16 protein-coding genes are annotated in these 15246 nt (G+C 63.3%); 9 read left to right on the top strand and 7 right to left on the bottom strand.

What is annotated here, in order from left to right:
* Positions 1 to 37: 37 nt before the first annotated feature.
* The gene (locus tag HFC70_RS06830; protein ID WP_168472468.1) at positions 38 to 415 is read right to left on the bottom strand and encodes a hypothetical protein; all 378 of its coding nucleotides are present in this window, start codon (positions 413 to 415) and stop codon (positions 38 to 40) included.
* A 739-nt stretch (positions 416 to 1154) separates the two neighbouring features.
* Between HFC70_RS06830 and HFC70_RS06825 the strand changes: the two genes are divergently transcribed.
* From HFC70_RS06825 to HFC70_RS06805, 5 genes are read left to right on the top strand one after another with little or no spacing between them, the layout of a single operon-like run.
* A complete protein-coding gene (locus HFC70_RS06825; RefSeq protein ID WP_168472467.1) occupies positions 1155 to 1991 on the top strand; it encodes a metallophosphoesterase in 837 nt (278 codons plus the stop codon).
* Positions 1988 to 3148, top strand: coding sequence for an ABC transporter ATP-binding protein (locus HFC70_RS06820; protein WP_168472466.1), 1161 nt, complete (start codon positions 1988 to 1990; stop codon positions 3146 to 3148). Before HFC70_RS06825 ends, HFC70_RS06820 begins: the two co-directional genes overlap by 4 nt.
* Positions 3141 to 4055, top strand: coding sequence for a carbohydrate ABC transporter permease (locus tag HFC70_RS06815; RefSeq protein ID WP_168472465.1), 915 nt, complete (start codon positions 3141 to 3143; stop codon positions 4053 to 4055). The genes HFC70_RS06820 and HFC70_RS06815 overlap by 8 nt, the downstream gene beginning before the upstream one ends.
* Positions 4052 to 4888: a carbohydrate ABC transporter permease gene (locus tag HFC70_RS06810; protein WP_168472464.1), complete on the top strand. Its 837-nt coding sequence runs from the start codon at positions 4052 to 4054 to the stop codon at positions 4886 to 4888. The genes HFC70_RS06815 and HFC70_RS06810 overlap by 4 nt, the downstream gene beginning before the upstream one ends.
* A gap of 41 nt (positions 4889 to 4929) precedes the next feature.
* Complete coding sequence (locus tag HFC70_RS06805; protein WP_168472463.1) at positions 4930 to 6198, top strand: ABC transporter substrate-binding protein; 1269 nt, start codon at positions 4930 to 4932, stop codon at positions 6196 to 6198.
* Between the two features lie 62 nt (positions 6199 to 6260).
* On the opposite strand, the gene HFC70_RS06800 is transcribed toward HFC70_RS06805, so the two are convergent.
* From HFC70_RS06800 to HFC70_RS06785, 4 genes are all read right to left on the bottom strand, one after another.
* Positions 6261 to 7253: a substrate-binding domain-containing protein gene (locus tag HFC70_RS06800; RefSeq protein WP_168472462.1), complete on the bottom strand. Its 993-nt coding sequence runs from the start codon at positions 7251 to 7253 to the stop codon at positions 6261 to 6263.
* 123 nt (positions 7254 to 7376) lie between these two features.
* The gene (gene recQ, locus HFC70_RS06795) at positions 7377 to 9251 is read right to left on the bottom strand and encodes a DNA helicase RecQ (protein WP_168472461.1); all 1875 of its coding nucleotides are present in this window, start codon (positions 9249 to 9251) and stop codon (positions 7377 to 7379) included.
* Positions 9252 to 9350: 99 nt separating this feature from the next.
* Positions 9351 to 9989: an NrsF family protein gene (locus HFC70_RS06790; protein WP_168472460.1), complete on the bottom strand. Its 639-nt coding sequence runs from the start codon at positions 9987 to 9989 to the stop codon at positions 9351 to 9353.
* Positions 9986 to 10528 carry a sigma-70 family RNA polymerase sigma factor gene (locus HFC70_RS06785; protein WP_168472459.1) on the bottom strand — a complete coding sequence of 181 codons (543 nt, stop codon included), beginning with the start codon at positions 10526 to 10528 and terminating at the stop codon, positions 9986 to 9988. The genes HFC70_RS06790 and HFC70_RS06785 overlap by 4 nt, the downstream gene beginning before the upstream one ends.
* 188 nt (positions 10529 to 10716) lie before the next feature.
* Here HFC70_RS06785 and HFC70_RS06780 point away from each other — a divergent pair, with 188 nt between their 5' ends.
* From HFC70_RS06780 to HFC70_RS06765, 4 genes are all read left to right on the top strand, one after another.
* Positions 10717 to 11004: a DUF2282 domain-containing protein gene (locus HFC70_RS06780; protein WP_168472458.1), complete on the top strand. Its 288-nt coding sequence runs from the start codon at positions 10717 to 10719 to the stop codon at positions 11002 to 11004.
* 66 nt (positions 11005 to 11070) lie between these two features.
* On the top strand, positions 11071 to 11952 hold the full coding sequence (locus HFC70_RS06775) for a DUF692 family multinuclear iron-containing protein (protein ID WP_168472457.1): 882 nt from the start codon (positions 11071 to 11073) through the stop codon (positions 11950 to 11952).
* Between the two features lie 2 nt (positions 11953 to 11954).
* On the top strand, positions 11955 to 12713 hold the full coding sequence (locus HFC70_RS06770) for a DUF2063 domain-containing protein (protein WP_168472456.1): 759 nt from the start codon (positions 11955 to 11957) through the stop codon (positions 12711 to 12713).
* 12 nt (positions 12714 to 12725) lie between these two features.
* A complete protein-coding gene (locus HFC70_RS06765) occupies positions 12726 to 13223 on the top strand; it encodes a DoxX family protein (protein WP_168472455.1) in 498 nt (165 codons plus the stop codon).
* Positions 13224 to 13225: 2 nt separating this feature from the next.
* Here HFC70_RS06765 and HFC70_RS06760 read toward each other — a convergent pair whose 3' ends face one another.
* Both HFC70_RS06760 and HFC70_RS06755 read right to left on the bottom strand, forming a co-directional pair.
* Positions 13226 to 14014: a LytTR family DNA-binding domain-containing protein gene (locus tag HFC70_RS06760; RefSeq protein ID WP_168472454.1), complete on the bottom strand. Its 789-nt coding sequence runs from the start codon at positions 14012 to 14014 to the stop codon at positions 13226 to 13228.
* Positions 14011 to 15105, bottom strand: coding sequence for a sensor histidine kinase (locus HFC70_RS06755; protein ID WP_168472453.1), 1095 nt, complete (start codon positions 15103 to 15105; stop codon positions 14011 to 14013). Before HFC70_RS06755 ends, HFC70_RS06760 begins: the two co-directional genes overlap by 4 nt.
* Positions 15106 to 15246 lie beyond the last annotated feature (141 nt).

The raw sequence follows: 15246 nt of genomic DNA, 5'->3' as shown, positions 1-15246 counted from the left end.
GGTCCCGCTGGTGTCGTCGTGCCACCAGCGGGGATGATCATTCCTCGTCGTCGGAGGCGACCGCATCCAGCGAGTCCATCAGGTAGTCGACCGGCGCCGACTGTTCGTTGCCCGTCGAGCCGGATGCGTCCTGCTGCAATGCCAGCATCCGTGCCGCGATCTCGCCGCCGAACTTGTCGGCCGCGCTCGGGCGAAGCGATTCGATGGACTCCTTCAACTGCTCTTCGGTGAGGCCCTCCTCCGAGCCACCGGAGAGTTTGTCGTAAAGCTTGGAGGACTGGGTCTCGTTCATCGCTTTCGGACGGGCCGAGACGAACTCTTCCTCCGTGACCTTTCCATTGCCGTCCTTGTCTGTCCGGGAAAAGGTGTTCTGGCTTTGATAGGCCCCACCGGAAATAGAAGATATATTGGTCATGAAAGCACTCTCCTGATCTTTTATCTGGAAAACCGCATAATAATCGAGACAGCAATACGCGACGGGCAATATCTAAAAAGATTCTCAAGATCAGTCAAAGTTATTACTCATATATGACAAGTCGTCATTGACATTTTTCGAATCAATACAATTATTTATTTATATGTACTTTGTATTTTCGTGTATAAATTTGTATCAATATGTAAACGTCGCCGCCACTTGGTCCGGCGCGAAAATGCGTCGACAAGGCCGTACGAGGGCATGCGGTACTCGGAATTGATGTGTTGCTGAAGGGCGTCCTCGACCGGATCGCCATGGCCCAAACGAAAAAGCCTGCCGCGGGAGGAGGTGCGGCAGGCTTTTCCAAAAAGAACCGAACGACGCTAATGGGAGGAGGGCGTCGTTCCTGCAGACTTCCCTGGGAGGAGGAGCGGGTCGTCTGCGATACGAAGCTCTGCGGGAGGAGGTGCATTGCTTCGATGAAACTGAGTATAAACGAGGAATGGCGTTTTCATAGGCAGAATGTTGCAGTGCAGCTATGCGCAAGACACACAGCTCAAGGACGCGGTGATTAATGTCCAGGCCCGGAGCCGGGCGGATGCTGACACTTATGCGACAAAGCTGAAAACGGACTGAAAACCCCCGTCAATCCACTGACATATGTGGGCACTAAAGACGCTGCGAAAGCGGTCGGACATTGATCCGTCCCCCTTGCACAGCCGATGCGGAGCCAAAGCCCATGAAGATCGTCCAGATCACCGATACCCATCTCAGCCCCAGCAAGCCGCATTTCAACGGCAATTGGGAGCCGCTGGCCCGCTGGGTCAATGCGCAGAACGCCGATCTTGTCATCCATACCGGTGATCTGAGCGTCGATGGTGCCGATCTCGTGGAAGACCTGACCTTCTGCATGGGCCTTATGGCCGATGTCACCGCGCCGATGCTGCTCGTTCCGGGCAATCATGATGTCGGCCACCTGCCCGGCTCTCACCAGCCGGTCGATGCCGAACGACTGGCCCGCTGGCGCGAGGCCGTCGGCGCTGATCGCTGGGCAAAAGCGGTTGACGGCTGGCTGCTGATCGGCCTGAACGGCCTGCTGTTCGGCTTTGACGATGCGGAAGAAGCAGAACAGTTTGTATGGCTGGAACAGGTGCTGGGCGGGCGCGACGGCCGGCGCGTGGCGATCTTCACCCACAAGCCGCTGTTCGTCGATGATCCCCAGGAAGGCGATACCGGTTACTGGAGCATCCGCCCGGCGCCGCGCCAGCGGCTCTACGACCTGATCGCCGCTCATGATGTCGCGCTGTTTGCCAGCGGCCATCTGCACTGGGCCTGGAAGGGCCAGTTCGACAACACCACGCTGGTCTGGGGGCCCTCCTCGGCCTTCATCATCGACACGCTGGAGCGCGAAATGCCCGGCGAGCGGCTGGTCGGAGCGGTCATCCACACGCTGGGCGAAGGTGTGACCAGCGAGATCGTCACCCTGCCCGAGCTGACCGCCCATGTGATCGACGAGATTATCCACGAGGTCTACCCGCAGGCGAAACCGAAGCACGCGCCGGAGGCTGCCGAATGAGCGCCTTCTCGCTGCGTGACGTCACCAAGTCCTTCGGCGGCAACGCGATCCTGAAGGGCGTGTCGCTGGAGGCAGAGGCCGGTGAATTCATCGCGCTGGTCGGTCCCTCCGGCTGCGGCAAGAGCACGCTTCTGCGCATTGTCGCCGGCCTCGACCATGCCGATACCGGCGCCATCCAGATCAACGGTGCAGAAGTCTCTCATCTGGCCGCCGCCGACCGCAACATCGCCATGGTGTTCCAGTCCTATGCCCTTTATCCGCATCTGACCGCCGGCCAGAACATTGCCGTGCCGCTCGCCATGCGCAACCTGACCGCCGCCCAGCGCCTGCCCGTCATCGGCGGGCTTCTGCCCGGCCAGCGCCAGATCTGTGCCGATATTCAGGCGCGCGTCCAGACCATGGCCGCATCGCTCAAGATCGACCACCTGCTCGACCGCAAGCCCGGCCAGATGTCCGGCGGCCAGCGCCAGCGCGTCGCGCTTGCCCGCGCCATGGTGCGCAATCCAAGCGTCTTCCTGATGGATGAGCCGCTCTCCAATCTCGACGCCAACCTGCGCGTCCATGCCCGCGGCGAGATCGTCGACCTGCACCGCCGCGCCGGCGTGCCGACGCTTTATGTCACGCACGACCAGTCCGAGGCCTTGTCCATGGCCGACCGCGTCGCCGTGATGATCGGCGGCAGCCTGCTGCAATTGGCCTCGCCGCAAGTCATCTACGACGATCCGAGCCATATCGAGGTCGCCCGCTTCATCGGCCAGCCGCGCATCAACCTTCTGACCGGCCAGAGCGACGAACAAGGCGTGGTGCAGTTCGGCGGGCTGCGTCTGGCCTCGTCTCAGCCGATGGCGGCGGGCGCGACCGTCACACTCGGCGTCCGGCCGGAATTCGTGCATCTGCGCGCCGACGGCCAGGGCGCCATGGCGGCAAAGGTCGAGCGGCTGGAATTCCTCGGCTCTGAGGTCATCGTCTTTGCCAGGCTCTCGGCCATCGGCGACATCGTGCTGGCCAAGGTGGCGCCGGCAGAGGCCCGTGGCCTTGTCGCCGGCCAGCCAATCAATCTCGACTTCGATCCGGCCCGCGTCATGCTGTTTGCCGAAGACGGCAGGCGGCTTGCGGCGCAGCCGCTCAGCACCGCTCGGGAGATGGTCCATGGCTGAGGCCGTCGCCCATTTCACGCCGATCGAGGCGGCCGGCCGACGTGAAGCCAGGACCGCCTGGCTGCTGGCCTCTCCGGCCATCGTCCTGATGCTGGTGTTCATCGTCCTGCCGACGCTTGCCGTCATCGTGCTCGGCTTTACCGATTTCGAGCTTGGCTATGGCAGCTTCCGCTTCATCGGTTTCGAAAACTACGCCGAACTCTTTCATGACCGGACATTCCGCCGTTCGCTGTGGAACACCACGGTCTACACCGCCATCGTCACCCCGGTGTCGATAGCACTCGGCCTCGGCGTGGCGCTGCTGATCGAATCGGAACCGCGCGGCCGGGATTTCTTCCGCACCGTCTATTTCCTGCCCGTCGCCTCGCTGCTGGTCGCCATGGCGACCGTCTGGCAATATCTGTTCCATCCGAGCATCGGACCGATCAATGCCCTACTCGCACTCGTCGGCATTCCCGGTCCCAATTGGCTCGGCGCCTCCTCGACGGTTCTCTACGGCCTCTCGGTCATCGGCATCTGGCAGTCGGTCGGCTTCAACATGGTGCTGTTTCTGGCCGGCCTCACCGCCATCCCGCGCGAACTCTATGCCGCAGCCGAAGTGGATGGTGCGAAATCCGCCCTGGACCGCTTCCGGCTGGTCACCTGGCCGATGCTGGGGCCGACCACGCTGTTTGTGACGACGATCAGCGTCATCAATTCGGTCAAGGTGTTCGAGACGGTGAAAACGCTGACCGAAGGTGGCCCGAACAAGGCCTCCGAAATGCTGCTCTTCACCATCTATCACGAGGGCTTCGTCTATCTGAAGGTCGGCTACGCCTCAGCGATGACCGTGGTGTTCCTCGCCATCCTCGTGGTGCTGATGGTCCTGCAATACCGCTTCCTCGACAAGCAGGTGCATTACACATGATGACGCAAACCATGACCTTCGGGCGGCTGTTTCGCCTCATGCTGCTGTCGCTCGGCGCGCTGATCTTCCTGGCGCCCTACATCTTCATGATCTCGACCGCCGGCAAGGGCCAGAGCGAGATCTTCTCGTCGTCGCTGTCGCTGATCCCCGAGAAATGGGCCTATGTCGAGAATTTCACCAAGGCCATGACGCGGGTTTCGATGCAGACGCTGCTCCTCAACGGCGTCATCGTCTGCGGGCTGATCCTGGTGATCCAGGTCCTGGTCGCCGTGCCCTGCGCCTATGCCATGGCCAAGCTGAAATTCCGCGCCGCCCGTTTCATGATGGCGCTGGTCATGCTCGGTCTGCTGGTGCCGATCCATGCGACCGCCCTGCCGCTCTATGTGGCCTTCGACCGGATGTCGATCCTCAACAGCTACCTGGCGCTGGTCGCGCCGTTTTCGATCTCAGTCTTTGCCATCTTCCTGTTCCTGCAGTTCTTCCGCGCCATGCCGGACGACCTGATCCACGCCGCCCGCCTCGACGGCATGTCGGAAGGCGGCATCGTGGCGCGGGTCATCGTGCCGAACGCCTGGCCGGCGGTGACCGCCTTTGCGATCTTCTCGGTGGTCGCCCACTGGAACGACCTGTTCTGGCCGCTGATCGTCGTCACCAACCAGACCTATGCCACGCCGCCGCTCGGACTGCTCTACTTCCGCGCCGCCGAGGCCGGAGACGATTACGGCGCGCTGATGGCCGCAACGCTCATCATCACCCTTCCCCTTGTCGTCGCCTTCCTGCTCGCGCAGCGACGGTTCGTCGAGGGCATCACCATGACCGGCCTCAAAGGCTGACCGGTCGCCATTCCAAGTCGCAACCCAAGGAGACCCCTGCCATGAAACGCATCAAGCAGACCCTCGCCGCCGCAGCCGCGGTGTTGATGGCCATCTCGATCCCGGCCCATGCCGAAACGACGCTGACCATCCATTACCCCATGCCCGGCTTCTTCAAGGACGTGATGGACACGATCTCCAAGAAGTTCATGGAAGAAAATCCGGACATCAAGATCGCCTTCGCCAATCCTTCGGCCACCTATGAGGAAGGCATCCAGACCATCATGCGTCAGGCCGGCACCGCCGAAATGCCCGACGTCACCTTCATCGGCCTCAACCGCCTGCGCATGCTCAACGAACGCGACATCCCCGTCGACCTGACGCCGCTGGTCGCCGCCGAGGGCGATATGGCCGAAAAGGGCTTTTCGGACAACATTCTGAAGCTCGCCCAGGTCAAGGGCAAGCAGGTGGGCCTCGCCTTCGCCACGTCCAACCCGATCATGTATTACAATGCCGACCTGGTGAAGGCTGCCGGCGGCAATCCCGACGTTCCGCCGAAGACCTGGGACGAAGTGATCGAACTCGGCGCCAAGATCAAGGCGCTCGGCGACGGCAATGAAGGCATCGACTTCCGCTGGCAGGGCGACGACTGGATGTTCTCCGCGCTGCTGTTCGGCGCCGGCGGCCAGATGCTGAGTGACGACGAAAGTAAGGTCGCCTTCAACGGTCCCGAAGGCCAGAAGGCCGTCGAAGTGCTCGACCGCATGGTCAAGGAAGGCGGTCTGCCGGTTCTGACCAAGCAGGCCGGCGAGCAGGCGTTCACGGCAGGCAAGATCGGCTTTGCCTTCCAGACCACCGGCGCACTGCGCAACACCATCAAGAATGTCGGCGGCAAGTTCGACCTGCGCACCGCGCATATTCCGCTGATCGATCCCGAAAACGGCCGTCTGCCGACCGGCGGCAATGCCGTCGTCATCCTCACCAAGGATGCCGAGAAGCAGGCTGCCGCCTGGAAATTCGCCAAGTTCGCCGCCGGCCCCTATGGCGCCTCGGTTGTGGTCCCCGGCACCGGCTATGTCCCGAACAACGAACTGGCCGCCAAGTCGCCGGATTATCTCGGCACCTTCTACCAGGAAAATCCGCTGTTCCGAGCCGGTCTCGAGCAGATGCCGCTGATGCAGCCTTGGTACGCCTTCCCGGGCAGCAACGGCGTCAAGGTCACCCAGGCGATCGTCGAGAACATGTCGCGCATCATCGAGCAGTCGGCCACGCCGAAGGAAGCCCTCGACGACGCAGCCGCCGAAGTCGAAAGCCTGCTGCCGCGCAGCTGATCTAAAACCTGAAGACAATCAGCGGCCGCCTCTTCGGGGCGGCCGTTTTGCGTTGCAGACCCTCAGGCCTCGCTGCGGACATCGCGCACCGAGCCCCCGGAACGCAGGCGGTGCGCCACCTGCAGATGGCGCGGCGCCACCGCATTTTCGGCCATGTCGAGGAGCAGCGAGGCGGCAGCTGCCCCCATGGTCGCATCCGGCATCTCGACGGTGGTCAGTATGGGATGGGTCAGCCGGCCGATGGCAATGCCGTCGAAGCCTGCAACGGAGATATCCCCCGGCACCGAAAGACCCTGACGCCTGAGTGCCGCAATAACGCCCAGCGCCAGGAGATCGTTGGAGGCGATGATCGCCGAGGGCGCGAAGCGGGACAGCGCGTCGGACAGATCGAGCGCATCGAAGCCGTCGACAAAGGGGATCTGCAACGCCTCAAGCCCGGGCAGATCGGCGGCCGCCATGGCATCGCAATACCCGCTGTAGCGCAGCCTTGCCCGATCGGAGGCGGCAAAGTGGCCGGAGACGAAGAGGATCTGCTTATGGCCGAGCGCGAGAAGATGCTCGGTGATATCGCGGCTGGCCTGGCGATTGTCGGCGCTGACGGCTGCGGGAAACCGACCCGTCGGCGCATTGCCCAGAAGTACCGTCGGCGGCAGATCGTCGGACAATGCCTTGCTGGTCTCCGCATCGCAGACGGTGAGGATCAATCCGGTCGGCTGTTCGTTGAGCAGGGCCGCGACCGCGTCCAGCTCGCGGGCCGGGTCATAATCCGACTGGGCGATCAAAACGCCATGGCCGGCCACCAGCATGCGGTTCTGAATGCTGGACAGGGAGGCGGCAAAAACGGGATTGGTGATGCTCGGGATGAGCACGCCGACCACCGGACGCCGTCGCGGCGAGCCCGATGCGCCGCCCGCCGGGCGATAGCCAAGTTCGGCCGCCGCACGGCGGACCCTGCGGACCATGTCATCGCTGACCGGTCCTGTACGGTTCAAGACGCGCGATACGGTTGCAATCGAGCAGCCGGCGCGGGAGGCAACCTGCTGGAGGGTGATCATCACAAGGGTCCGTCATTGAAGGGCGATCGAGACAAAACACGGCAGGACCATTTTATCAACGGCTCTTTGCCGAAGTCCTTCAAGCGCCCCTGACTTGCGCAGCGTGAACAGGCTCCTGCCAACCTATCTCTGATGTGCCCGGATCACCTTCAGGAAGGCATCGCCATAACGCTCCAGCTTAGACTGGCCGACGCCCGAAATACCAAGCAGCGCGTCGCGGCTGGTCGGGCGCTCGGTGGCAAACGCAACCAGCGTCGTGTCCGGGAAAACGACATAGGGCGGCACGGCAAGCTCCTTGGCGATCGCCATGCGGGCACCGCGGAGCGCCTCGAAAAGTTCGAGATCCGATCCTTCCAGCCCGGCTTTGGCATTCGTCGAACTCGCCGATGCGGTCCGCGAGGCCTTGCCGGTGGTCGGCCGGTCCTTGCGGAAGCGAACTTCCCGTTCGCGCTTGAAGACGGCCCGCGCGTCCGGCTCCAGCTTCAGCGCCCCGAAGGCGTCGTGATCGACGCTGACGAGACCGGCAGCCAAGAGTTGGCGATAGACCGACTGCCAGGTCTTGGAGGGAATGTCCTTGCCGACCCCGAAGACCGGCATGTCGACATGGCCGAAGCGGGCGGTCTTTTCGTTTTCAAGTCCGAGCAGCACGTCGATCAGATGGCCAGTGCCGAAGCGTTCGCCGGTCCGGTAGATCGCCGCCAAAGCCTTGATCGCCGCATCGGTTCCGTCCCAGGTCTCGACGGGTTTCAGGCAGGTGTCGCAATTGCCGCACGAACCGCCATGCGCCTCGCCGAAATGGGCAAGAATCGCCTGGCGCCGGCAGCCGGGGGTCTCGCAGATCGCCAGCAGTGCATTGAGCTTGGCCCGTTCGACACGCTTGATATCGTCGCCCGACGTGCCCTGGTCGATCATCCGGCCGCGCTGGATGACATCGGCCATGCCATAGGCCATCCAGACATCCGACGGCAGCCCGTCGCGCCCGGCGCGTCCGGTTTCCTGATAATAGGCCTCGACCGAGCCCGGCAGGTCGAGATGGGCGACGTAACGCACGTTCGGCTTGTCGATGCCCATGCCAAAGGCGACGGTGGCCACCAGGCAGAGATCCTCTTCCTTAAGAAAGGCATCCTGGTTGGCGTCACGCACGGCGCGGTCCATGCCGGCGTGATAGGCGAGCGACCGCACCCCTTGGGTGTTCAGCCATTCGGACGTGTCCTCTACCTTGGCGCGAGACAGGCAGTAGACGATGCCGCTCGATCCCTTGTGGCGGTTCAGAAAGCGCAGCAGCTGCTGGCGCGGCTGGTCGCGTTCGACGATTTCGTAGGCGATGTTCGGCCTGTCGAACGATGTCGTGAACACTTCGGCCGAGCGCAGGGCCAGCTTGTCGATGATGTCTTCGCGGGTATGCGGATCGGCCGTTGCCGTCAGCGCCAGCCGCGGCACGCCGGGATAGTCCTCAGCCAGCCGGCCAAGCTCGCGATATTCCGGCCGGAAATCATGGCCCCACTGGGACACGCAATGGGCCTCATCGATAGCAAACAGCGAAATCTTCGCATTGCCGATCACTTCCTTGAAGGCCGGCGTGACGATACGCTCCGGCGTCACATAGAGAAGATCCAGCGCGCCATTGGCAATCGCCCGGCGGACATCCGCATATTCGTCCCGCGTCAGCGAGGAATTGAGCGCTGCGGCCCTGACGCCCAATTGCTTCAGGGCTTCCACCTGGTCGCGCATCAGCGCGATCAGCGGCGACACGACGATGCCGACACCGTCACGGCACAGGGCCGGGATCTGGAAGCACAGGGATTTGCCGGCGCCGGTTGGAAACAGCACGACCGCATCGCCGCCCGAGACCACCTGGTTGATGACGGCGGCCTGCTTGCCGCGAAAGGCCGGATAGCCATAGACCTGCTTCAGGATGGCAAGCGGATCTTTCGTCCCGTCGCGGTCAAAGGGGGCCTTGTCGAACAGGGCATCGATACGGTGGGGCGTCTGCGGCATGGAATCGCTTTCATGAGGAGACCGCACTATGGCACAGGTCATGCCGGGATCGCGAGCCTTTGCAGCCGGTCCGCCACGTCGCCAGGCTCTTTCTGGTGATTACCAGCGGGCGACGCGGGGCCCGAGGCCCATGCCGAGCGCCATCAGAATGGCAATCGCGACCGAATACCAGGTGGCAACAAACAGCGGCGAATCATCCGGGCAATGGGCGGCATAGAAGGTTGCAGCCAGTCCGCCGGCCAGCAGGCCAGCAATGGCGCCGGCAAGGCGTGGGCGGGTCGGCGCGCCATGGCGAAGGGCTGCCAGGAACGCGGCGAGCGGCCCGAGACCGATGATCGGGATATAGGTCATGCACACGAGATTGTTTTGACCTTGCCAGTAGGTCGCCCATTGATCAGCCGGCACGGCAAACAGTTCGGCGACGACCGCTAAGCCGATCAGCACGGGGCCGACCACCAGCCAGGGCGCGATATGTGCCGTGTTCGCGCCGGGTCGAGCAAGCGCCCTCAGATAGACAAAGGCCGTGCCGGTCAGCGTCAGCGTCAGGACGAACTTGAACAGGAAGCGCAGCGTGTGGACTGCCACGGCAATGTCGGGGCGCGGACCGAGCAGGATGAAAAAGGCAATCGCCGCGATGACCGTCGCCAGAACGGCTGCCACGACCCAGGCGCGCCTGAGCGGCAAGACCGGTTTCGAACCGTCGGCCTGCAGGGCCTTGATGAGATCATCGGTCTTCATGTCACGCTCCGTCCAAACTTCCTTACAATCGACTGCAGGCCGCGATGCAGCGCCACGCGAACCGCCGTTTCGGTCATGTTCAGCTTCACGGCCGTCTCGCCGATCGAGTGCCCGTCGACAGAAATGGCCGCCACGACCGAACGCTGACCCGGCGCCAGTCCGTCCAGCACCCGGTCTATATCGCGGTCGCTCACCGTCTCCGTTTCCGGCTGGGCATAGCTTTCCGCAATATCGTCGATCTCGACCTCGACAACCCGGCCGCGGCGGCGAAACGCGTCGATCAGCTTGAAGCGGGCGATGGCATAGATCCAGGGCAAAACCGACGCGTCCTGACGCCAGGTATGGCGCTTCAGATGGATCGCCAGCAGTGTTTCCTGCACGATGTCTTCCGGATCGACGCCACCGCGCACGATCTTGCGGCGCACAAAGCCGCGCACGATGGCCGCCGTCCTGCCCAGAAACGCCGCATAAGCCTTCTCGTCGCCGGCAATCGCGGCGCGCAGCAGACCGGCAAGCTCATCTTCGTCGCGAACGCTCAATGCCTGTCTCTCCCATACGTGCGCAGCGGCCTTCTTGTTACGCGGCGGCGGAAATAATGTCCAACGAGGCCAAACCGCCAATCACGCTTTCGTGTTTGCGAGCGACTGTAACAACCGAGTTGTTCGGTTCGAAGACAGGAATACGCGGCCGATGACCGGCCCGCGGACATTCCAAGAGGAGAACATCCATGAACCGTTCCACGCTCACCCTCGCTCTCGCCGGCTCGCTCGCCACGGCCCTTGCCTCAGTTTCCTTCGCCGCTCCCCTGCCGGCGGAAAAAATGGTCGGCAACGAGAAGTGCTACGGCATTTCGCTGAAGGGCCAGAACGATTGCGCCGCCGGCGCAGGCACGACCTGCGCCGGCACCTCGACGATGGACTATCAGGGCAATGCCTGGAAGGCCGTTCCGGCCGGTACCTGCACGAGCATGAATGTCGATGGCCACATGGGCACCCTGGAACCCATGAAGGGCTGACCCTTGCCGCGGAGGCCCGGCCTGTCCGGGCCTCCGCATGCATCGACATGGCAAAGGAGAGCCAACATGACCGCCGCAAAAGCCCCCGCCCTGCCGGCCCGCGCCGGCCTCGGCCTCAAACCCGAACATTACGAGACCATTTTGACCGATCGGCCGGATGTCGGCTTCTTTGAAGTGCATGCCGAAAACTACATGGGCGCCGGCGGCCCGCCGCACCGTTACCTCGAGGCGATCGCCGAACTCTATCCCCTGTCGCTGCATGGCGTCGGCCTGTCGATCGGCGCCGCCCAGGGGCTCGACCGGGCTCATCTCAAGCGGTTGCGCGCCCTGATCGAGCGCTACAAACCCCAGAGCTTCTCCGAACATCTGGCCTGGTCGACCCACGACACAGGCTTCCTGAACGATCTTCTGCCGCTGCCCTACACGCCGGAAACCCTGGCGCGCGTCATCGACCATGTCGACGAGACCCAGCAGGCGCTCGGCCAGCGACTGCTGCTCGAAAACCCCTCGACCTATGTATTATTCAAGGACAGTACGATCGACGAGATCGACTTCCTGGCGGAAATCGCCCGGCGCACCGGCTGCGGCCTGCTGCTCGACGTCAACAATGTCACGGTCTCGGCGGTCAACCACCGGCTGGACGCTACCGCCTATATCGATCGCTTCCCGATGGAGTTCGTCGGCGAGATCCATCTGGCGGGATATGACGAAACGGTCGACGATGCCGGCGATCGGCTGCTCATCGACGCCCATGGCACGGCGGTCAAAAGCGACGTGATAGCCCTCTACCAACACACACTACAGCGCTGCGGACCGTGTCCGACGCTGATCGAATGGGACAATGACGTCCCGGATTTCGCAACCCTGTTTGCCGAGGCCAGGCGCGCGGATGCGATGCTGGCCGCAGAAGCGGCCGGTCGCAACAGCCGACAGATCCAGGCGGCCTGACCATGGATTTCGCGACCAGCCAGGCGAGTTTCATCGGGGCATTGCTGCACTCCGACCGGCCGCTGCCCGACGGCATCACCACCGCCCGCGGCGAGGCCGACACGGCGCGCTTTGCGGTCTACCGCAACAATGTCTTCGTCGGGCTGACCCGGGCGCTGGCCCAGAACTTTCCGGTCACGGCGCGGTTGGTCGGCTCCGACTTCTTTGCCGCCATGGCACGGATCTATGCCCAGGATCGCCGGCCGTCGACACCGCTGATGATGGACTATGGCCGCGACTTTCCGGAGTTCATCGCGCAGTTCCCGCCGGCGCAAGCCCTTGCCTATCTGCCGGATATCGCGCGGATCGAGATCGCCTGGCGGCGAGCCTATCACGCAGCGGACGCAATCCCGCTCGCCCTTGCGGATATCGCGGCCATCGCACCGGCAAGCCTCGGCGACCTGCGGCTTGTTCCCCATCCCTCCGCAAGCCTCATCGGCTCGAATTATCCGATCGGCTCGATCTGGAATGCCCATCAGCAAGAGATGGTCCGGCCGCCCGCCAGCTGGCAGCCCGAGACCGTGCTGATCGTGCGACCGGAAATGACCGTCGAGGTGATTGTCCTTGCCGCCCGGGATGCCGTGTTTGCTGCGGCATTATTCGGCGCCGAAACCCTCGCTGAGGCCGCGGAGGCTGCTCTTGTCGACGACACCCATTTCGATTTCGGCACGGCGCTGACGGGGCTGATCAGCCTCGGCGCATTCAGCCCTCTCGCACCCTAAAGGATACCGGCCATGAGCCTCGAAACGACGCCTAACAACCGACCGATTGCCCGTCTTGCCGCACCGATTCTGCACGTCGAAAGCCTTCTGGCATCCGTTCCGTCATCGCTACCGCTTCTCGCATTGCGCCTGGCGCTGGCGGTTCCCTTCTTTAAGTCGGGGCTCACGAAATGGGACGGTTTCCTGACCCTTTCGCCCGGTGCGCAGTTTCTGTTCCAGGAGGAGTTCAAGCTGCATATCCTCGGCAACCAGTTTTCCTATCCCTTTCCGCTCACCATGGCCGCGGCAGCAGGGACCGGCGAACTGGTCTTGCCGGTCCTCCTGGTCTTAGGGTTTGGAACGCGTTTTGCGGCGCTCGGCCTGCTGCTGATGACCGTGGTGATCCAGCTCACCATTCCGGACGGCTGGGCGAATTTCCACCTGCCTTGGGCCGCGATGGCGCTGGCGCTGATGGTGTTCGGCAGCGGCCGGATCGCGATCGATCCCCTCGTCCCGCCGCGAAAATCCTGAGTTCAAAGCCCCAGTGCGGACCGCAAGTCATCGGCATATGTCCGCCCGACACGCAGGTCGGTGCCATCTCGCAGGCGCAGCGTCATCGTGCCGTATCGGCCCTGCAACATTTGCACCACGGTGTCGCGCCGCACCAGCGTGCTGCGGTGGATCCGCAGGAAGCCCAGCGGTGCGAGCCGGCTTTCCATCGCCGAAATGCTCTCGGAAATCAGGTGCGACTGACCGCCGGCAAAGAGCCGGACATAGTCGCGTTCGGCCTGGATATAATCGATGCTCTCGGCTCCGATCCGCTGGTGCACGCCGCGGTTCTTGACCCAGAACGATCGGGGCTGGCCCTGGTCCGCGCTTTGGCTCTGGCGCAAGGAACGCCGCAGGGCCTCGACCGTTGCGAGCAGATCGGCGACCAACTCTTCGCGACCTTGGCCGGCAACGGTCGCCCGCGCCCGTCGGACGGCGGCTTCCAGGCGCGCAATATCGACCGGCTTGGTCACGTAGTCCACCGCCTGGACCTCGAAAGCCTGTAGCGCATGATGGTCGAACGCGGTCACGAAGACGACCAGAGGAGACAAGGCACCGAGCCGGTCGATGACTGAGAAACCGTCGCCGCCGGGCATCTGGACATCCAGCAGCATCAGATCCGGGCGCAGCGTCTGCGCGGCGGTCACGGCCGTTTCCACGTCCGACGCCTCGCCGACCACGACCACATCGTCCATCGTTCGCAACAAGCGAAGAAGGCGCCGGCGCGCGATCTGCTCGTCGTCCACGACGAGGATGGTCAGTTGCGCCGTCATAGAACGAGCGGCATTCGTATTTCGACGCGGTTGCGCCCAGGCCCGGCCGGCACGGTGACGCATTCGGCAGCACCGGCATAGCGGGTGGCCAGCCGGTTGGCGACATTGGCAAGGCCGATCCCCATACCCTCGGGCTGGTTCGCGTCGCTCAGCGGCACGGAGTTTTCGACCCACAGCCGGAGAGAACCATCGTCGCTTCGCCGCGCGCCAAGGATCAGCACTGCTGGCCCCGGCGTCCGGGCCACCCCGTGTTTGACGGCGTTCTCGACCAGCGGCTGAAGGATCAGGCCCGGAACTCTTGCGGATCCAAAGGACGGATCGACATCGAGCGACACCTCCATCCGGTCGGAGAAGCGGGTTTCCTCTATGCCGAGATAGTCCAGTTGAAGGGCAATTTCTGCATCCAGCCGCACATCCGCCATAGGGTCGAGGGCCAGCGTCTGCCGCAGGAAGTTCGCCAATCGCAGCACCATGTCGCGCGCCGTTTCGGTGGAACCTTCTTCCATCAAACCGGCGATGGAATTGAGGGTATTGAACAGGAAGTGCGGATTGACCTGATATTGCAGTGCCCGCATCTGGGCGGACAAAGCCTCCTCGCGCATTGCGGCGAGCCGCCGCTCGGACGCGCGTACCTGCGCATTGTATTGCAGGGCCAGGTAGAGGCAGGACCAGCCGAACAGCTCCGATGTGGTAAAGACGACCACCTGCGCGAAATATTGCGGATTGAAGGGCACCGGCTCGGGCCACACGCAGGCCATATGGATGCCCCAGTCCAGCATCCCGGAAACCGGCGCTGCGCCGAGGGATAGCAGACAGGCCACCAGCGCCTTGATCCCGAGGCTCAGGGCCCGGATGCGCCACAGGACAAGCGTGATCAGGGTCGCCAGAACAGCATCACCGCTGATACCGATCATTTTCCCCAGCGCCGATTCGATCGGATCGACCCCGACGATCCCCCAGACAACGCTGGACACCACGAAAAGCGTGGCGGCGAAAGCAAGCCCCAGCACGACGACCTCGCGTCCGAGAGCCGTCTGCCGCAGCGGCTCCGCGGGCGGGGACAGATGGATTTCCGGGCTAACTGTGATCATGCCGGGATCATCGCTGTGATTCCCGCCTCTGTCGAGCCGCGCTCGTCGGCGAAATACAGCCGTTCGTCGAAAATCGGTGCCGCTTGTCGGCCTGTTCCGGCAGTTCGGCAGAGCCGCCTTGTCCCGGCCGTCGGTGTATCA

It is taken from the genome of Agrobacterium sp. a22-2 (assembly GCF_012276985.1).
Classification (GTDB): Bacteria; Pseudomonadota; Alphaproteobacteria; order Rhizobiales; family Rhizobiaceae; genus Allorhizobium.
This window is presented reverse-complemented; position numbering and strand designations above follow the sequence as displayed.